The organism is Candidatus Blastococcus massiliensis AP3 (assembly GCF_000582785.1).
Taxonomy (GTDB): Bacteria; Actinomycetota; Actinomycetes; order Mycobacteriales; family Geodermatophilaceae; genus Blastococcus; species Blastococcus massiliensis.
Genome location: NZ_HG931173.1, coordinates 130205 through 148569, shown reverse-complemented (window position 1 = coordinate 148569; position 18365 = coordinate 130205). Strand labels below are relative to the sequence as shown.

20 protein-coding genes are annotated in these 18365 nt (G+C 73.2%); 18 read left to right on the top strand and 2 right to left on the bottom strand.

Translation table 11 applies throughout. The annotated features are described in order from the left end of the window. Positions 1 to 4: 4 nt before the first annotated feature. Positions 5 to 844, bottom strand: coding sequence for an MPP10 family protein (locus BN344_RS00725; RefSeq protein WP_040336636.1), 840 nt, complete (start codon positions 842 to 844; stop codon positions 5 to 7). Positions 845 to 1070: 226 nt separating this feature from the next. Here BN344_RS00725 and BN344_RS00720 point away from each other — a divergent pair, with 226 nt between their 5' ends. After that, on the top strand, positions 1071 to 1451 hold the full coding sequence (locus BN344_RS00720) for an HNH endonuclease (protein WP_040336635.1): 381 nt from the start codon (positions 1071 to 1073) through the stop codon (positions 1449 to 1451). Between the two features lie 10 nt (positions 1452 to 1461). Next, complete coding sequence (locus tag BN344_RS00715; RefSeq protein WP_040336634.1) at positions 1462 to 2010, top strand: MOSC N-terminal beta barrel domain-containing protein; 549 nt, start codon at positions 1462 to 1464, stop codon at positions 2008 to 2010. Here BN344_RS00715 and BN344_RS00710 read toward each other — a convergent pair. After that, positions 2007 to 2981: an IS481 family transposase gene (locus tag BN344_RS00710; protein ID WP_040336633.1), complete on the bottom strand. Its 975-nt coding sequence runs from the start codon at positions 2979 to 2981 to the stop codon at positions 2007 to 2009. The two genes, BN344_RS00715 and BN344_RS00710, sit on opposite strands and share 4 nt — an antisense overlap. A gap of 107 nt (positions 2982 to 3088) precedes the next feature. On the opposite strand from BN344_RS00710, the gene BN344_RS00705 reads away from it, so the two are divergent. The 16 genes from BN344_RS00705 to secF all read left to right on the top strand — a co-directional run. Then, on the top strand, positions 3089 to 4204 hold the full coding sequence (locus BN344_RS00705) for a CapA family protein (protein WP_040336632.1): 1116 nt from the start codon (positions 3089 to 3091) through the stop codon (positions 4202 to 4204). Positions 4205 to 4332: 128 nt separating this feature from the next. Next, a complete protein-coding gene (gene thrS, locus BN344_RS00700) occupies positions 4333 to 6348 on the top strand; it encodes a threonine--tRNA ligase (protein WP_040336631.1) in 2016 nt (671 codons plus the stop codon). Further along, positions 6345 to 6887, top strand: coding sequence for an HIT family protein (locus BN344_RS00695; protein ID WP_040336630.1), 543 nt, complete (start codon positions 6345 to 6347; stop codon positions 6885 to 6887). Before thrS ends, BN344_RS00695 begins: the two co-directional genes overlap by 4 nt. Further along, positions 6887 to 7519, top strand: coding sequence for a phosphatidylinositol phosphate synthase (pgsA, locus tag BN344_RS00690; RefSeq protein WP_040336629.1), 633 nt, complete (start codon positions 6887 to 6889; stop codon positions 7517 to 7519). Before BN344_RS00695 ends, pgsA begins: the two co-directional genes overlap by 1 nt. Then, positions 7516 to 8481 carry a phosphatidylinositol mannoside acyltransferase gene (locus BN344_RS00685; protein WP_155858694.1) on the top strand — a complete coding sequence of 322 codons (966 nt, stop codon included), beginning with the start codon at positions 7516 to 7518 and terminating at the stop codon, positions 8479 to 8481. Before pgsA ends, BN344_RS00685 begins: the two co-directional genes overlap by 4 nt. After that, positions 8481 to 9692 carry a glycosyltransferase family 4 protein gene (locus tag BN344_RS00680; protein WP_040336628.1) on the top strand — a complete coding sequence of 404 codons (1212 nt, stop codon included), beginning with the start codon at positions 8481 to 8483 and terminating at the stop codon, positions 9690 to 9692. The genes BN344_RS00685 and BN344_RS00680 overlap by 1 nt, the downstream gene beginning before the upstream one ends. A gap of 11 nt (positions 9693 to 9703) precedes the next feature. Next, positions 9704 to 10249 (top strand): LemA family protein, encoded by a 546-nt coding sequence (locus tag BN344_RS00675; RefSeq protein ID WP_040336627.1) that lies wholly within the window; start codon positions 9704 to 9706, stop codon positions 10247 to 10249. A gap of 42 nt (positions 10250 to 10291) precedes the next feature. After that, positions 10292 to 11188: a pyridoxal 5'-phosphate synthase lyase subunit PdxS gene (pdxS, locus tag BN344_RS00670; RefSeq protein ID WP_040336626.1), complete on the top strand. Its 897-nt coding sequence runs from the start codon at positions 10292 to 10294 to the stop codon at positions 11186 to 11188. Continuing rightward, positions 11185 to 11850, top strand: coding sequence for a pyridoxal 5'-phosphate synthase glutaminase subunit PdxT (gene pdxT, locus BN344_RS00665; protein ID WP_040336625.1), 666 nt, complete (start codon positions 11185 to 11187; stop codon positions 11848 to 11850). The genes pdxS and pdxT overlap by 4 nt, the downstream gene beginning before the upstream one ends. After that, on the top strand, positions 11847 to 12608 hold the full coding sequence (locus BN344_RS00660; protein ID WP_040336624.1) for a YebC/PmpR family DNA-binding transcriptional regulator: 762 nt from the start codon (positions 11847 to 11849) through the stop codon (positions 12606 to 12608). The genes pdxT and BN344_RS00660 overlap by 4 nt, the downstream gene beginning before the upstream one ends. A gap of 107 nt (positions 12609 to 12715) precedes the next feature. After that, positions 12716 to 13285, top strand: coding sequence for a crossover junction endodeoxyribonuclease RuvC (gene ruvC / locus BN344_RS00655; RefSeq protein ID WP_040337719.1), 570 nt, complete (start codon positions 12716 to 12718; stop codon positions 13283 to 13285). Further along, positions 13282 to 13920, top strand: coding sequence for a Holliday junction branch migration protein RuvA (ruvA, locus tag BN344_RS00650; RefSeq protein ID WP_040336623.1), 639 nt, complete (start codon positions 13282 to 13284; stop codon positions 13918 to 13920). Before ruvC ends, ruvA begins: the two co-directional genes overlap by 4 nt. Further along, positions 13917 to 15041, top strand: a complete 1125-nt coding sequence (ruvB, locus tag BN344_RS00645) for a Holliday junction branch migration DNA helicase RuvB (protein WP_040336622.1) — start codon at positions 13917 to 13919, stop codon at positions 15039 to 15041. Before ruvA ends, ruvB begins: the two co-directional genes overlap by 4 nt. 159 nt (positions 15042 to 15200) lie before the next feature. Next, on the top strand, positions 15201 to 15530 hold the full coding sequence (gene yajC, locus BN344_RS00640; protein ID WP_051515381.1) for a preprotein translocase subunit YajC: 330 nt from the start codon (positions 15201 to 15203) through the stop codon (positions 15528 to 15530). Positions 15531 to 15546: 16 nt separating this feature from the next. Then, positions 15547 to 17184, top strand: a complete 1638-nt coding sequence (gene secD, locus BN344_RS00635; RefSeq protein WP_040336621.1) for a protein translocase subunit SecD — start codon at positions 15547 to 15549, stop codon at positions 17182 to 17184. Beyond that, a partial coding sequence (gene secF / locus BN344_RS00630; protein ID WP_081788283.1) for a protein translocase subunit SecF occupies positions 17181 to 18365 on the top strand: 1185 nt, incomplete at its 3' end. The genes secD and secF, both read left to right, overlap by 4 nt.

Below are 18365 nucleotides of genomic sequence, written 5' to 3'. Positions count from 1 at the left end.
GCCGTCACTCGGCGGTGAACTCGGCGAACATCCCGAGGGTGAAGTGCGGGGGGCCGCCTCCCTCGGTGTCGTGCGTCGTCCCCTCGGGGACGAAGCAGGCTGCGGCGTAGCGGCCCGGCTCCAATCGGAGGAACGTGGTGTCGCTCTCGCCCGGGTTGGCGAAGGCCACGCCGGTGAAGGTGATCATCGACATGACCTGGTCCTCCGGCATCGCGAGCAACTCCTCGACCGACGCGGTGACGTCGTCGTTGATACGGACGATGCCGATCTCGTGCACCTCCTCGCCCTGGTTGTCGAAGGTCACCGCGACGGTGCCAGCAGGCACCGTGTCGGGGATGCCCTCGTACTCGTAGTCGACGCCGGTCGCCTCGATCTGCTCGAAGCCGCAGTTGTCGAGCATGTACTCGTCGATGGCGGCGTCGGCAGAGACGAACTCCTCGCTCTCGAAGACGCTGTCGTCGCCGGTCTCCAGTGCCTGCCGCACCTGGCCCGAGAGCGACTCGACGTCGCTGCTGATCTCTTCGGGGGCGACGGACTCCAGTTCCTCGAGCGTGGGCTCCAGGTCCTGGCTGAACTCGGCCAGCGCGGCCTCGATCTCCTCGGGCGTCGCTGCCTCGAAGTCGACCGGCGGGCCCTGGCCGATGGTCGTCTCGGCCTCGACGGCCGCCGCACAGAAGGCGTCGGCGTCGCCACCCTCGGCCTCGGTGGTCTCGGCGGCGCTGGTCTCCGTGGCCTCCGTGTCGCTGCCGCTGTCGTCGTCCGAACCGCAGGCCGCCAGCGAGACCGCCAGCAGGAGGGCGGCACCCCCCGTGGACCAGCGGCCGAGCCGCGTCGTACTCCTCATGTCTGTTCCTCGCCCTCCGCCGGGTGCGGACAGCGGGTGCCGGCCGCCATGGGCCGAGAGGGTGACGGCAGCAGCACGGCGGGGGGAGACGTCCAAACACGGAACTGGCTCGAATCTGATCAGGGCAGCGAGTCGCTACCTGAAGTCAAGGCGCGACCACGTGAAGTCGTGGCGGGAACTCTGTCGGCCGGGCACGGTCCGGGAGGACCGGGGACCATGGCAGGTGATGACGCCGCAACCCGACCGCGCCGCGCGGCTGCGCGCCGTCGTCGACCGGGACGGGAACACCTGCGTCTGGTGCGGCCGGGCCTTCGGTCCGCTGCTCCTCCCCACCACCGAGCACGTCGTCCCGCGGCTGAAGGGCGGGCCGTCCTGGCTGGAGAACGAGGTCGCCGCCTGCCGCCGCTGCAACTCCGAGCGCGGTCATCGCAGCCCCGTCGACTGGCTCGAGGAGTGCCGGAGACGGGGGTGGCAGCCGGACGGAGCGCGGCTCGGTCGGGCGCTGGTCGCCCTGGACGAGGCGATGGCGGTCCGGGGCGGGCAGCGCCGCGCCCGCCCGTACCTGGACGGTCAGCTCCGCCGGCTGCAGCGCCGCAGCGCTGCGTAGCGTCCCCGTCATGACGGGGCAGCGGCCGGTGGGCCGGGTCGAGCAGATCCGCATCTACCCGGTGCGGTCGCTGGCCGGTGTCGCCGTGCCTGCCGCCGAGATCGGATCCGCGGGCCTCGTCGGGGACCGTGCCTGGACCGTCGTCGACGGGTCCGGCACACCGGTCCGGGCGAAGGACGTCCCGCAGCTCGCGACGGTCGCAGGCGAGGGAGCCCCCGACGACGTCGCCGCGGAACTGAGCTGCCTGCTCGGGAAGGCGGTGCGTCTGGAAGCAGGGAAGGACCGGCCCGGTGCCGCGCCGGTCCACCTCGTGTCCCGCCGGGCGATCGACCGCGCCGCCTTCGGCGACGTGCCGGAGGGGTGCACGGCGGACGATCCGCGCGCCAACCTGCTCCTCTCCCTCGACGGGGACGAGGACGAGCGCAGCTGGGTGGGCCGCACCCTGCACGTGGGCGGCGCGCTGCTGGAGGTGACCCGCACGCCGACGCACTGCCTCGGGGTCTACGCAGAGGTGCGGCGCGCGGGCACGGTCACGGCCGGGGACGCCGTCCTGCTCTAGGTGTACTGACCTACAGCGTTGTTGACGCGGCTGATGGGTGAGCGTCCGCCGATGCCCAGGTGTGGCCGGTTCAGGTTGTAGTGGTTGAGCCAGGTGGGCAAGAGGGCGGCTCGGTCGTCGTTGCTGGCGAAGACGCGCGAGTAGGCCCACTCGGCACCGAGGGTGCGGTTGAACCGTTCGACCTTTCCATTGGTCCACGGGCAGTGCGGGCGGATGAACTTGCGGGTCGCGCCGATCGCTTCGGCGGCGGCGGCGAAGTCCCGGGAGATCCGGTAGTTCTTCGCGTTGTCGGTGATGACCCGCTCGATGCTGATGCCGTGGCCGGCGTAGAAGGCTGCGGCGCGGGTGAGGAATCCGGCGCAGGTAGCGCCCTTCTCGTCACCGAGGATCTCGGCGTAGGCCAACCGGGAGTGGTCGTCGACCGCTGCGTGGACGTAGTCATAACCCAGCCTGCGGCGTGCGGCGGGACGGGTTCCGCGGCCGTGGGCGCGCCATCCACCGCCGTCAGGGATGCGGCCGAGCTTCTTCACATCGACGTGAATCAGCGAACCCGGCCGGTCGTGTTCGTAGCGGTGAGCGCTGCGCCGTGAGGCCCGGATGACCTGCCCGGTCACCGGGTCGCAGGCGGCCAGCAGCGGGGTGCTGTGTCGGCGCAGCACCCGCCCCACGGTCGAGGCCGGCACCGACAGGTGGGCGCCGATCGCGACCGGTCCGCGGCGAGACAGGTGCCGAGAGATCCTGATCTGAGTCTCCAAGCACGCCGGGGTGCGCCGAGGGTGGCTGTGGGCACGGCTGGACCGGTCGACCAGGCCGGCCTTGCCATCGGCCTTCCACCGGTTCCACCACTTGTAGGCGCACGCCCGGGAGACGCCCATCTCCGCTGCTACGTGCGCCGGCGGGCGACCGGTGGCGATCCGCTGAACCAGGATCAACCGCCCGGCAGGAGTCAGGCGGGCATTAGCGTGAGACACGAGCGACCTCCGTGGCCGAGTGGGTAGCCGTCAGACAGCTCCACACCCGACCCGGAGGTCGCTCCTACGTCAACAACGGTCGGGGTCAGTACATCTAGGTTCGCGCCGTGCGCAGGGCGGCGGCGGTCCTCGGAGTGCTCCTCCTCGCCGCCTGTGGCGGGCCGGGGGAGGGCACACCGGAGAACCCGGAGCGGGTGCCCGATCCTCGGGTGACGGTCACCGCCCCGGCCGCCCCCGAGAGCTTCACGCTGGTGGCCACCGGCGACGTGCTGGTCCACCAGGGGCGCGCCCTCACCGAGGGTGCCCGCCGGCCGGACGGCAGCTACGACTTCTCCGGGGTGTTCGCGCCGGTCGCGGGGCTGATCGGCGACGCCGATCTGGCCATCTGCCACCTGGAGACGCCGATCGCCGAGGCGGGCGGGCCCTACCGCGGCTATCCGAGCTTCGCGGTCCAGCCGGAGATCGTCGACGCGCTCGCCGGTGCCGGCTACGACCTGTGCTCGACCGCCTCCAACCACTCGCTCGACGACGGCTTCGACGGGCTGGTGCGGACGATCGAGGCCCTGCGTGCGGCCGGGATCGTGCCCAGCGGCACCTACCGCAGCGAACCGGAGAGCGTGGCCGCGACGCTGATCGACGTCGGCGGTGTGACGGTCGGGCACGTCGCGGCGACCTTCAGCCTCAACGGAGTGCCCCTGCCGGCCGGCCGCGAGTGGTCGGTGGACGTCGCCGACGTGCCCGACGTCGGCGGGATGCTCGCGGCCGCCGCCCGTGCCCGGGCCGCGGGCGCCCAGGCCGTGGTGGCCAGCCTGCACTGCTGCGCGGAGTACGACGACGATCCGACGGGCGCGCAGGTGACCGCCGTCCGCACGCTGCTGGCCTCCCCGGACGTCGACCTGGTGCTCGGTCACCACGCGCACGTCGTCCAGCCGATCGAGTCGATCGACGGCGAGTGGGCCGCCTACGGGCTCGGCAACCACCTCGCCGAGCACGCCACGCGCGGTTATCCGACCGAGGACTCCGTGGCGGCCCGCTTCACCTTCACCCGGGGTGCCGACGGCCGCTTCACCGTGACCGCAGCCGAGGCCGTGCCGTTGCGCATCGAGGTGGGCGCCGGGTCCGTCCGGATCGTCCCGGCCGACCCGGAGAGCTTCGCGCGCATCGCCGAGGTCCTCGGCCGGCGGGGCGCGGTGCAGGCCGGTCTGGATATCCGGCCGGGGTGACCGGCCCCTCGCACTAGGCTCAGGACGCCTTTCCCCGCATCGTCGTCCCACCCCGCCACCCTTGGAGCGCTCTCGTGTCGACCCCGCCCGAGCCTGCCACCCCACCCGGGTCACCTGCATCCGTCCGGGTGCCGGGCGGGACGACGGCGACCCAGGCGCTCAAGGACGCGGGCGTGCCGCTCAAGGGCCCCGACGGCGCCGTGGTGGTCCGCGACGTGGCGACCGGTGAGCTCAAGGACCTGGGCTGGAGCCCGGAGACCGACGCGGAGGTCGAGCCGGTTCCCGCGGCCAGCCCCGACGGCCGGGCGGTCATCCGGCACTCGGCCGCCCACGTGCTGGCCCAGGCGGTGCAGGAGCTGTTCCCCGGCACCCGTCTGGGCATCGGTCCGCCGGTGGAGAACGGTTTCTACTACGACTTCGAGCCCGAGCGGCCCTTCACCCCGGAGGACCTGGCGGCCCTCGAGAAGAAGATGACCGAGATCGTCCGGGCCGGGCAGCACTTCTCGCGGCGGGAGATCTCGGACGCCGACGCCCGGTCCGAACTCGCGCACGAGCCGTACAAGCTCGAGCTGATCGGCCTCAAGGGCGGTGCGGACGACACCGAGGGTGCCTCGGTCGAGGTCGGCGGCGCGCAGCTGACCATGTACGACAACCTCGACCCGCGCAGCGGCGACCGGGTCTGGACCGACCTGTGCCGCGGCCCGCACCTGCCGCGCACCAGCACCATCTCGGCCTTCAGCCTGACCCGCGTGGCCGCGGCGTACTGGCGCGGCAGCGAGAAGAACCCCCAGCTGCAGCGCATCTACGGCACCGCGTGGGAGAGCAAGGACGCGCACAAGGCGTACCTGGAGCAGATGGCCGAGGCCGAGCGGCGCGACCACCGGCGGCTGGGCGTCGACCTGGACCTCTTCAGCTTCCCCGACCAGGTCGGGTCCGGGCTCGCGGTGTTCCACCCGAAGGGCGGGATCATCCGCCGCGAGCTGGAGAAGTACAGCCAGCAGCGCCACGAGGAGGCCGGCTACTCCTTCGTCAACACCCCGCACATCACCAAGGGCCATCTGTTCGAGACCTCGGGTCACCTGGACTGGTACGCCGAGGGGATGTACCCGGCGATGCATCTCGACGAGGAGCGCGACAGCGACGGCACCCTCCGGCGGCAGGGGCAGGACTACTACCTCAAGCCGATGAACTGCCCGATGCACAACCTGGTCTTCGACTCCCGGGGCCGGTCCTACCGCGAACTGCCGCTGCGGCTGTTCGAGTTCGGCACCGTCTACCGCTACGAGAAGTCCGGCGTCGTGCACGGGCTCACCCGGGCCCGCGGGTTCACCCAGGACGACGCGCACATCTACTGCACCCCCGAGCAGATGGCGGGGGAGCTGCGCGGGCTGCTCGACTTCGTGCTCGGGCTGCTGGCCGACTACGGCCTGACCGACTTCTACCTGGAGCTGTCCACCCGGAACCCGGAGAAGTCGGTCGGCACCGACGAGGGCTGGGAGCGGGCCACCGAGGCGCTCCGGCAGGCCGCGCTCGACTCGGGTCTGGAGCTGTTCCCCGACCCGGGCGGCGCCGCGTTCTACGGACCGAAGATCTCCGTCCAGGCCAAGGACGCGATCGGGCGCACCTGGCAGATGTCGACGATCCAGGTGGACTTCAACCTGCCCGAGCGTTTCGGCCTGGAGTACACCGCGGCCGACGGGTCCCGGCAGCGGCCGGTGATGCTGCACCGGGCGCTGTTCGGTTCCATCGAACGCTTCTTCGGCGTCCTCACCGAGCACTACGCCGGCGCCTTCCCGGCCTGGCTGTCGCCGGTGCAGGTGGTGGGGATCCCGGTGACCGACGAGCAGGTGCCCTACCTCGACGACGTCGCGCTGAAGCTGAAGGCCCGTGGCATCCGCGTCGAGATCGACGACTCCGACGACCGGATGCAGAAGAAGATCCGCACCGCGAGCAAGCAGAAGGTGCCGTTCGTCCTCATCGCCGGCGCCACCGACGCCGAGGCCGGCGCGGTGTCCTTCCGCTACCGGGACGGCTCCCAGCGCAACGGCGTCCCGGTGGACGACGCCGTGGACCAGGTCGCGGCCTGGGTGGCCGGGCGGCACAACGCCGACCCGACGGCCGAGTCGCCGCAGGTGGCCGGATGAGCGACGAGGTCGGGCAGGCGTTCGAGCACCTGTGGACGCCCTACCGGATGGCCTACATCCGCGGCGAGGGGAAGCCGACGGGCACGCACGACTGCCCGTTCTGCGTGATCCCCACGATGGACGACGAGGACGGGCTGGTGGTGGCCCGGGGGACGACGGTGTTCGCCGTCCTCAACCTCTACCCGTACAACGCCGGGCACCTGATGGTGGTCCCGTACCGGCACGTCCCCGACTACACCGATCTCAGCGCGGACGAGGTCGCCGAACTCGGTCTGTTCACCCAGACGGCGATGCGGGTGGTGCGCGAGGTCGCCGGTGCCCACGGCTTCAACATCGGGATGAACCAGGGCGCGGTCGCCGGAGCCGGCATCGCCGACCACCTGCACCAGCACGCCGTGCCCCGGTGGGGCGGGGACACCAACTTCATGCCGGTCGTCGGGCTCACCCGGGTCCTGCCGCAGGTGCTGCGCGAGACCCGGGCGCTGCTCGCCGAGGCCTGGGAGCAGCACCTGGCCGAGCGGCCGGGGAGGGAGGGCTGATGCTCGGCGTCAACGCCCGGCCGGTGGTCGCCAAGGTCGTCGCCCCGGTCGTCCCCGCGCTCCTGCGCGCCGGGGTCACCCCCGACATGGTGACGGTCACGGGCACCCTCGGCGCGGTCGTCTCCGCCGTGTTCCTGATCGGCAACGGCGAGCTGTTCTGGGGCGCCTTCGCCGTCTGGATGTTCGTGATGCTGGACATGCTCGACGGTGCGCTGGCCCGCGCCCGGGGCGGCGGCTCGGTGTTCGGCGCGGTCCTGGACTCGGTGGGCGACCGCGCCGCCGACGCCGCGATCTTCGCCGCGCTGGCCTGGTGGTTCTCCGGCGAGGGGGACAACCGGCTGTTCGTGCTGCTGTCGCTGATCTGCCTCGTGCTCGGCGTGCTCACCAGCTACATCAAGGCGCGGGCCGAGGGGGTCGGCCTGTCCTGCGACGTCGGCATCGTCGAGCGCACCGAGCGGCTGATCATCGTCCTCGTGGGCACCGGCTTCACCGGCCTGGGCATCCCGTACTCGCTGCACGTGGCGCTGGTCCTCCTGGTCGCCGGCAGCGCGATCACGGTGGTCCAGCGGATGGTCGCCGTCCGCAAGGGGGCGGCCGGGGCCGCCCTGCCGGCGTCCCCGCCGAGGCCGTGACCGAGCCCCCGGGGCTGCGCAGCCGGCTCACCGGCCGGCTGACCGACGTCGGGTACGCGGCCGGCTGGCGGGCGGTCCGCATGCTGCCCGAGCCGGCGGCACGGGCCGGCTTCGACCGCGCCGGCCGCTGGGCCGCCGGCCGCGACGGCGGGGGCGTGCGCCAGCTGCGGGCGAACCTGCGGGTGGCCACCGGCGGGACGCTGTCCGGGACCGAGCTGGACGAGCTGACCGACCGCGCCATGAGCTCCTACGCGCGGTACTGGCAGGAGGCGTTCCGCCTGCCGACCCTCACGGCCGACCGCATCCGGCGGGACACCGTGCTCCCCGGGCTCGAGCACATCGCCCGGGCCCGCGAGGAGGGGCGCGGCGTCGTCGTCGCCCTGCCGCACAGCGGCAACTGGGACGCCGCCGGCGCCTGGTTCGTCGACTGGCTCGGCGGCCCGTTCATGACCATCGCCGAGCGGCTGAAGCCGGAGTCCCTCTACCGCCGCTTCCTGGAGTACCGGGAGACCCTCGGCTTCCGGGTCGTCCCGCTGACCGGTGGCGAGCGGCCGAGCTCCGAGGTGCTGCGCGACTGGCTCGCGGACGGCGGGGTGGCCTGCCTGCTCGTCGACCGGAACTTCGGCGCCGGCGGGGTGCCGGTGGACTTCTTCGGCCGGCCCACCACCATGCCGTCGGGCGCAGCGCTCCTCGCCGAGCGGACCGGCGCTGCCCTGGTCCCGGCCGTCTGCCAGTTCGCCGAGTCCGGCTGGCGGGTCACCATCCACCCCGAGGTGCCGGTGCGGGGGGAGGGCCGCCTCAAGGACCGGGTGTCCGCCGCCATGCAGGGGGTGGCCGACGCGTTCTCCGAGACGATCGCCACCCAGCCCGAGGACTGGCACATGCTCGGCCGCATCTGGCCCGACGTGCCTCCGGATCCGCCCCGGCGGCCGGCCGACCGGGCATCGGCGGAGGTCTCCTGATGCGCATCGGCCTGGTCTGCCCGTACAAGTGGGACGTGCCCGGTGGGGTGCAGTACCACGTGCGCGACCTGGCCGAGACGCTGCGCGGCATGGGCCACCACGTCGAGGTGCTCACCCCCGCGGAGCGGGAGGAGTCGCTGCCGGCGGAGCACGCGACCTTCGCCGGCCGCACGGTGCCGGTGCCCTACAACGGCTCGATGGCCAGCATGCAGTTCGGCCCCGTGTCGGCGGCCCGGGTGCGCCGCTGGCTGCGGGAGGGCCGGTTCGACGTCGTCCACGTGCACGAGCCGGCGTCGCCGTCGGTCTCCCTGCTCGCCTGCATGATCGCCACCGGGCCGATCGTCGCCACCTTCCACGCGGCGAGCACCCGCTCGAAGTGGCTGGCGGCGGCCGGCCCCATGGCCCGCCCCTGGCTGGAGAAGATCGCCGGCCGGATCGCGGTGTCGGACTTCGCCCGCCGTCTCCAGGTGGAGCACCTCGGCGGGGACGCGGTGATCATCCCCAACGGCGTGCACGTCGACTTCTTCGCCGAGGGGCCCCGGCTGCCGGGGTGGGACGACGACGCGCAGGGCCCCACGATCGGTTTCCTGGGCCGGTACGACGAGCCCCGCAAGGGCCTGCCGGTCCTGCTGGAGGCGATGCGCACGGTCGTCGCCCGGCACCCCGGAGCGCGGCTGCTCGTCGCCGGGCGCGGGAACCCGGCGGAGGTCCGGGACCTCATCGGCCCGGACCTGGCCCCCCACGTCGTCCTGCTCGGCGAGGTGTCCGAGGAGGACAAGGCCGCCTTCCTGCGCACCGTCGACGTGTACTGCGCGCCGAACCTGCTCGGCGAGTCCTTCGGGGTGGTCCTCATCGAGGCCATGGCCGCCGGTGCGCCCGTCGTCGCCAGCGACCTGGACGCCTTCGCCCGCGTGCTCGAGGGTGGGGAGGCGGGCGTGCTGGTGCCCCGGGGCAGCGCGGCCGCGCTCGGGACGGCGCTGTGCGACCTGCTCGCCGACCCGGAGCGCCGGGCGCAGCTGGTGGCCCGCGGCGCCGACGCCGCCCGCACCTACGACTGGCCGGTCCTCGCGCGGCGCATCCTCGCCGTCTACGAGACCGTCCTGCCCGCCGGTGGCGGAGGCGTCAGGGCGCAGGACGACGTCGACGTCCCGGGCGTGCCACCGACGGACGCGCGGCCGAGGAACTCCCGGAGACGGCGGGTTCCCCGCTAGCGTGACGCCTCGTGAGCGCCGAGGAATGGATCTGGATCGCCCTCGTGGTCGTCCTCGTCCTCCTGGCGTGGACGACCTGGACGCTGGTGCGCCTGCGCCGGCTCGAGGGCCGGGTCGCGCAGGCGCGCACGACGCTGGAGTCCCAGCTGCAGCGCCGCGCCGGGCTGGCCGAGGAGCTGGCCGGCCGCTATCCCGACGCGCTGGGGGAGGACCGGGCCCGACGGCTGGCCCGGGTGGCCGCCGAGGCGCGGTCGACCGAGCTGGGTGACCGGGAGGCGGCCGAGAACGCCCTGGGCCGTGAGCTGCGCGAGCTGCCGGCGGACCTGCCGGGCGTACCCCGCGCCGTGCAGACCGACCTGGCCGGCACCAGCACCCGGGTGGCGCTGGCCCGGCGCTTCTACAACGACGCCGTCCGCGACACGCAGGCGCTGCGGTACCGGAGGTTCCCCCGGCTCCTGCGGCTGCACGCCGGCCGGCCCCTGCCGCGGTTCTTCGACATCGACGACCGGATGGAGTCCGTGGTCGGCGCCGGTCACCGCGGCGCCCGGCGCCCGTAGGATCGAGGCTCCGCCCGTCCATCGAGCCAGAGGCCGCATCCCGTGTCAGCGCAGAACCCCTCCACCGGAACCGACCGCGTCAAGCGCGGGATGGCCGAGCAGCTGAAGGGCGGCGTCATCATGGACGTCGTCACCCCCGAGCAGGCGAAGATCGCCGAGGACGCGGGCGCGGTGGCCGTCATGGCGCTCGAGCGGGTGCCCGCCGACATCCGCGCCGAGGGCGGCATCTCCCGGATGAGCGACCCCGACATGATCGAGGGGATCATCGGCGCGGTCTCGATCCCGGTGATGGCCAAGGCCCGCATCGGCCACTTCGTCGAGGCGCAGGTGCTCCAGGCCCTCGGGGTCGACTACATCGACGAGTCCGAGGTCCTCACCCCGGCCGACGAGGCGCACCACATCGCCAAGAGCGCGTTCACCGTGCCCTTCGTCTGCGGCGCGACCGACCTGGGCGAGGCGCTGCGGAGGATCTCCGAGGGCGCGGCCATGATCCGCTCCAAGGGCGAGGCCGGCACCGGTAACGTCGTCGAGGCCACCCGGCACATGCGCTCCATCCGGGCCGGCATCAAGGCGCTCGGCACGCTCGACGAGACCGAGCTGTTCGTGGCCGCCAAGGAGCTGCGGGCGCCGTACGACCTCGTGGCCGAGGTGGCGCGCCTGGGCAAGCTCCCCGTGGTGCTCTTCACCGCCGGCGGCATCGCCACGCCCGCGGATGCGGCGATGATGATGCAGCTCGGCGCGGAAGGCGTGTTCGTGGGCTCGGGCATCTTCAAGTCCGGAGACCCGGCGCAGCGCGCCGCGGCGATCGTGCAGGCGACGACCTTCCACGACGACCCCGACGTGATCGCCAAGGTCTCCCGCGGCCTCGGCGAGGCGATGGTCGGCCTCAACGTCAGCACGCTGCCCGCCGACCAGCGCTTCGCGACGCGCGGCTGGTGAGCCGCCCCCGCATCGGGGTGCTGGCCCTGCAGGGCGACGTCCGGGAGCACCTGGCGGCCCTGCAGCAGCAGGGCGCGGAGGCGGTCCCGGTACGGCGTCCGGAGGAGCTGGCCGCTGTCGACGGGCTGGTGATCCCGGGTGGGGAGTCGACGACGATCGTCAAGCTGGCCGCGCGCTTCGGGCTGCTCGAGCCACTGCGCGCCGCGGTGCGTTCCGGACTCCCGGCCTACGGGTCGTGCGCCGGGATGATCCTGCTCGCCGACCGCATCCTCGACGCCCCGCCGGACCAGGAGACCGTCGGCGGTCTCGACGTGACGGTCCGCCGCAACGCCTTCGGCCGGCAGGTCGACTCCTTCGAGTCCGAGATCGCCGTGGACGGCCTGGACGGCGCACCGCTGCACGCCGTCTTCATCCGGGCACCGTGGGTGGAGGAGGCGGGGGAGGGGGTCGCGGTCCTCGGCCGGGTCGTCGGGGGAGAGGCCGCCGGTAGGATCGTCGCGGTCCGCCAGGGGAACCTGGTGGCCACGAGCTTCCACCCGGAACTGACCGGGGACCGCCGGGTGCACGCGCTGTTCGTCGACATCGTCCGCCGTCACCTGACCGAGCAGGCCGGCAGCGCTCGCCACGAGGCCGCCGGGAACGAGGAGGGAACCGATCCGTGAGCGGCCATTCCAAGTGGGCGACGACGAAGCACAAGAAGGCCGGGATCGACGCCAAGCGGGGCAAGCTCTTCGCGAAGCTGATCAAGAACATCGAGGTGGCCGCCCGCACCGGCGGCGGTGACCCGGCCGGGAACCCCACCCTGTTCGACGCCATCCAGAAGGCGAAGAAGAGCTCGGTCCCCAACGACAACATCGACCGGGCGGTCAAGCGCGGCTCGGGCGCCGAGGCCGGCGGGGTCGACTACCAGGGCATCACCTACGAGGGCTATGCCGCCGGTGGAGTCGCCGTCCTCATCGAGTGCCTGACCGACAACAAGAACCGCTCCGCCATGGAGGTCCGCACCGCCATGACCCGCAACGGCGGCTCGATGGCCGACCCGGGCTCGGTGTCGTACCTCTTCTCCCGCAAGGGCGTCATCGTGGTGCCCGCCGCCGACGGGGTCGACGAGGACGCCGTGCTCATGGCGGTCCTGGAGGCCGGCGCCGAGGAGGTGCGCGACCTGGGCGAGAGCTTCGAGGTGATCTGCGAGCCCGGTGACCTGGTGGCGGTCCGGACGGCGCTGCAGGACGCCGGGATCGACTACGACTCGGCCGACATGGGATTCCTGCCCAGCGTGCAGGTCGAGTTGGACGAGGACGGCGCCGGCAAGGTCTTCCGCCTCATCGACGCGCTCGAGGACCTCGACGACGTGCAGAACGTCTACGCGAACTACGACGTCCCGGACGACGTCATGGAGAAGGTCGCCGCCGGGGCGTAGGACGAGGGCTGGCTCGCCCCGCGCGGCCGCGTGTCGTGGCCGGGTCGGCAGGTCCGCGCCGGATAGTTTGCTCGAACAGGTGTTCGTGCGAAGCTAGGAGCGTGGCCATGCGGGTGCTCGGCATCGACCCGGGCCTCACCCGGTGCGGGTGGGGCGTGGTCGACGGGCGCCCCGGCGCGCGGCCGACGGCGATCGGGGTGGGCGTGGTCCGCACGCTCGCCGAGCTGGACCTGGAGCTGCGCCTGCTGGAGCTGCACACCGCCGTGACCGGCCTGCTGCGCGAGCACCGGCCCGACGTGGTGGCGATCGAGCGGGTGTTCACCCAGAACAACAAGGGCACCGCGACGGGGACGGCGCAGGCGGCCGGAGTCGCGGCCCTCGCCGCCGCCCAGGCCGACCGTCCCGTCGCCTGGCACACGCCCAGCGAGGTCAAGGCGGCGATCTCCGGCAACGGCCGCGCGGACAAGGAGCAGGTCACCGCCATGGTCACCCGCGTGCTGGGCCTCGCCGAGGCGCCGAAGCCGGCCGACGCCGCCGACGCCCTGGCGCTGGCGGTCTGCCACGCCTGGCGCGGGCCGGCCCAGCAGCGGCTGCGCTCGGCGGCGCTCGCCGGTGGTCTCGGCGCCCCGGTCGTCCAGCGAACCCTGTCCCGCTGGCAGGGGGTGGCGGCCCGATGATCGCCTCGGTCAACGGCCGGGTGGCCGCGGTCTCGCCCGACGGCGCCGTCGTCGAGGTCGGTGGGGTCGGCCTGGCGGTGCAGTGCACCCCGGGCACCATCGCGCGGCTGCAGGTCGGGCAGAGCGCCCGGCTGGCGACGAGCCTCGTCGTCCGCGAGGACTCGCTCACGCTGTACGGCTTCGCCGACGACGACGAGCGCCAGCTGTTCGAGCTGCTGCAGACGGCCAACGGCGTCGGGCCCCGGCTCGCGCAGGCGGTGCTGGCCATCCATCCGCCGCGCGAGGTGCGGCGGGCGGTCTCGATGGCGGACGTCAAGGCGCTCATGCAGGTGCCCGGCATCGGCAAGAAGGGCGCGGAGCGGCTGATCCTGGAGCTGCGCGACCGGCTCGGCTCGACCACCACGGACACCTCGCTCGACGGTCCCGCGGCCGGGGGTCTGGCCGCGGTCACCCCGGTCGCCCCGTGGCGCGACCAGCTCACGGCGGCCCTGGTCGGGCTCGGCTGGTCGACCAGGGAGGCCGACACGGCCCTGGCGCAGCTGGCGCCGGTGGCCGACGCCCAGATCGTCGAGACCGGCTCGGTCGAGGTCGCCGTCCTGCTCCGCCAGGCCCTGCAGCTGCTGGGTAGGGCATGAGCGCGCCGTTCGATCGGTCGCTGACCGGTGAGGTGAGCGGCGACCTGGGCCAGGAGTGGGCGGTGTCGCCCCAGGCCGGTGACGAGGAGCGGGTGGTCGAGTCGGCGCTCCGGCCGCACTCCCTGCACGACTTCATCGGCCAGCCCAAGGTGGCCCGCCAGCTGGCGCTCGTGCTCGAGGGGGCGAAGCGGCGCGGTCGCCCACCGGACCACGTCCTGCTGTCCGGGCCCCCCGGTCTCGGGAAGACCAGCCTCGCCCTCATCATCGGCTCGGAGCTGGGGACCGCGGTCAAGATCACCAGCGGTCCGGCGATCGAGCGCTCCGGCGACCTCGCGGCGATGCTGTCCAACCTCTCGCCCGGTGACGTGCTGTTCATCGACGAGATCCACCGCATCGCCCGTCCGGCCGAAGAGCTGCTCTACATGGCCATGGAGGACTTCCGGGTCGACGTCGTCGTCGGCAAGGGCCCCGGCGCCACCGCGATCCCGCTGGACATCAACCCGTTCACGCTGGTGGGCGCCACCACGCGCGCCGGGCTGCTCACCGGCCCGCTGCGCGACCGGTTCGGGTTCGTCGGGCAGATGGAGTTCTACGAGCCGGCCGAGCTGCAGCTGGTGCTGGCCCGCAGCGCCGACCTGCTGGGCGTCGAGCTGACCGACGAGGGGTCGGCCGAGATCGCGGGCCGGTCGCGGGGAACGCCGCGGATCGCCAACCGGCTGCTGCGCCGGGTCCGCGACTACGCCGAGGTCGAGGCCGACGGCCGGGTCACCCGCGCGGTCGCCGAGGCGGCCCTGGCGCTCTACGACGTCGACCATCTCGGTCTGGACCGGCTCGACCGCGCCGTCCTGGAGGCCCTGGTGGCCAAGTTCGGCGGCGGGCCCGTCGGCGTCGCCACGCTGGCCGTCGCCGTGGGGGAGGAGCCGCACACCGTCGAGGAGGTGTGCGAGCCCTTCCTCGTGCGGGCCGGCCTCCTGGCCCGTACGCCCCGCGGCCGGGTCGCCACGGAGGCGGCGTGGCGGCACCTGGGGCACGCGGTGCCCCGCGGCGGGATTCCCCTCGGTCGGGTCACAGCGGACCCACCGGGCACGGGCTCGTCGTCAGAGCCACTGTTCGACGCCTAGACTCCGTCGCTGGCGCGCAACTCGAGAGGCCGCGGCCGTGCGCGTCCCGCCGGGTCGCCGCGCGCCGTGCACGAGATGCGCGCACGCGACCGACGTACCCGAGCGGTTCTCCAGACCGCACCGACCGCGGAGCAGCACGCGCGGCAGAGAGGCACACCCGTGGATCCCTTCCTCTTGATCATGCTGGCACTGCTGGCCGTCGTGCTGTTCGTGCTCCCGGCACGGCAGCGCAAGGCGATGCAGGCCCGGGCGCAGGCCCTCCAGGAGGCCCTGGAGATCGGCTCGCCGGTCATGACCACCAGCGGCATGCACGGCACGGTGGCAGCGCTCGGCGAGACGACCCTCGACCTGGAGATCGCTCCGGGCGTCGTCGTCACGTTCGCCCGGCAGGCGATCCTCGAGATCCGCAAGCCGGCCGGAGCCGTCGAGACCCCGGGGGACGAGCCCCCTGGCGCGGGCGGGTCCCGCCCGGCCGACGACGCTCTCTGAGCCGGGGCACAACACCGTGGCCCACCGCTCGCTACCGGCCGGCCGGTACTTCGGCGCGTTCATCCTGATCGTGGCCGTCCTGTACGGCCTCATCTACTTCACCGGCACCCAACGGACGCCGCAGCTCGGGCTGGACCTGCGCGGCGGGACCACGGTCACCCTCACCGCCCGCACGCCCGACGGCGGAGCGCCGGCCGGCGAGGACCTGGAGCTGGCCCGCCGGATCATCGAGCAGCGGGTCAACGGCCTCGGCGTCGCCGAGGCCGAGGTGGTCACGGAGGGCGACTCGAACATCGTCATCTCCGTCCCCGGTGACGACGGCGATCAGGCGCGCCAGCTCGGCGAGACCGCCCAGCTGCGCTTCCGGCCGGTGCTGAACGTCGCGGACGCGGCCCAGGGGCCGGCCGAGGAGGCCGAGCCGACCGAGGGCGCCGAGCCGACGGACGGCGCCGAGCCGACCGAGGGCGCCGAGCCGACCGACACCGCCCAGCCGGAGGGCGACGAGGCGGAGGGCGACGAGGCGGAGGAGACACCGGCCCGCGACCCGAACTCCCCGCCGATCTCGCAGGAGGAGGCGCAGGCCGCCTTCGATGCGCTGACCTGCGGCACGGGCCCGACGAGTGACGCCGGCCGTCCCGACGACCACGTCGCCGCCTGCGGCGTGGACGGCACGCTCAAGTACCTGCTCGGACCCACGGTGGTCGAGGGCACGTCGGTCACCGACGCCTCGGCAGGCACGCGGGCCGGAACCGGCGAGTGGGTCGTCAACCTCGAGTTCGACAACGCCGGCTCCTCGGCCTGGGGCGAGTACACCGCGGCGAACGTCGGCAGCCTGGCGGCCATCGTGCTCGACGGGCGAGTCATCTCGGCTCCCGAGATCCGCGGGGCGATCGTCGGCGGCGGCACCGAGATCACCGGCAACTTCGACCAGGAGTCCGCCACGGAGCTGGCCAACCAGCTCAAGTACGGCGCGCTGCCGCTGAGCTTCGAGCAGGCCACCGCCCAGTCCATCTCCACCGAGCTCGGCGAGGAGCAACTGCGAGCCGGGCTGCTCGCCGGTGCTCTGGGCATCGGCCTCGTGTTCCTGTACTCCCTGCTCTACTACCGGGCCCTCGGGCTGGTGATGATCGCCAGCCTGATCCTCTCCGGCGTGGTCGTCTACGGCTGCCTCGTGCTGCTCGGCCGCGAGATCGGGTTCACGCTCAGCCTGGCCGGCATCGCCGGCTTCATCGTCGCGCTGGGCATCACCGCGGACTCGTTCGTCGTGTACTTCGAACGACTCAAGGACGAGATCCGCGAAGGGCGCAGCCTGCGCTCGGCCGTGCCCCGGGCATGGGTCCGGGCCCGGCGGACCATCCTCTCGGCCGACGCGGTCAGCTTCCTGGCGGCGGTGATCCTCTACGTGCTCGCCATCGGCGACGTGAAGGGCTTCGCGTTCACGCTCGGCATGTCCACGGTCCTCGACCTGGTCGTCGTCTTCCTCTTCACCCACCCGCTGATGGCGGTGCTCTCCCGGTACAAGTGGTTCGGCAGCGGCCGGATCTCCGGGCTCGGGCAGGTCAACAGGTCCGGGCGCCCGCCCGCGTCGCGGCCGGTCCGCGGGCTGGTCGGCGCCGGCGCCGGTGCCACGGCGCAGAACAGGAGCAGTTCATGACCCGCGACGCGCGGAACGACGGGCCCGGGGGCCCCGGGACCGAGGACGAGGTCGTCCGGGTGGGCACCGACGCCGACGAGGCGCGGGACGCCGGGGGTGCCGCCGGGGAGGCCGCGGCCGCGATGGGTGACGACGATCTGGCCGCTGCCGGTCTGCCCCGCGAGGGCGGCGGCGAGGCGGCCGCGAGGCCGCGGGCGTCGCTGGCGCACCGGTTGTACAACGGCGAGGCCGGGCTGGACGTCGTCGGCCGGAGCCGGCTGATCTACAAGATCACCGCGGTGATCGTGCTGCTCTCGCTGGCCGCGATGGTCTTCCGGGGATTCAACTTCGGCATCGACTTCGCCGGCGGCAACAGCTTCCGGCTGCCCGGCACGGAGTCCCAGCTGGCGGACGTCCGCGAGGCCGCCTCGGAAGCGGGAGCGGAGGTGGCCACGGCGCAGATCGTCGGCGGCGACACGGTGCTCCTGCGTACCGGATCGCTGGACAACGACGCCGAGCGCGCGGTGGTCGCGGCGGTCGCCGAGGCGGCCGGCGTGGCGGAGAACCAGGTCAGCCCGGAGTCGGTGAGCGCCGACTGGGGGCGGAACATCACCGATCAGGCGCTGGTCGCGCTCGTCGTCTTCCTCGTGGCGGTCGTGCTGTTCCTCGCCGTGCGGTTCCAGCCGAAGATGGCGATCGGCGCGATGGCCGCGCTGCTGCACGACATCATCATGACCGCCGGCATCTACGCGTTGATCGGCTTCGAGGTGACGCCGTCGACGGTCATCGGCTTCCTCACCATCCTCGGCTTCTCGCTCTACGACACCGTCGTCGTCTTCGACAAGGTGGACGAGAACGTCAAGGACCTCGAGAAGTCCGCCCGCATGACGTGGGGGGAGGCGGCCAACCTGGCGGTCAACCAGACCCTCATGCGGTCCATCAACACCTCGATCATCGCGCTGCTGCCGGTGGCGGGCCTGCTGTTCGTCGGGGCCGGCCTGCTCGGGGTCGGCACGCTCAAGGACCTGGCGCTGGTGCTGTTCGTCGGCCTCGCGGCCGGTACCTACTCCTCGATCGTGCTGGCCACGCCGATCGTGGCCGACCTCAAGGAACGCGAGCCCGAGTCCCAGGCGCTGCGCCGCCGGGTGCTCGCCCGCCGCTCCTCCGCCGCGCGCCAGGGCGGTGCGGCGGCCGCCGCCGGG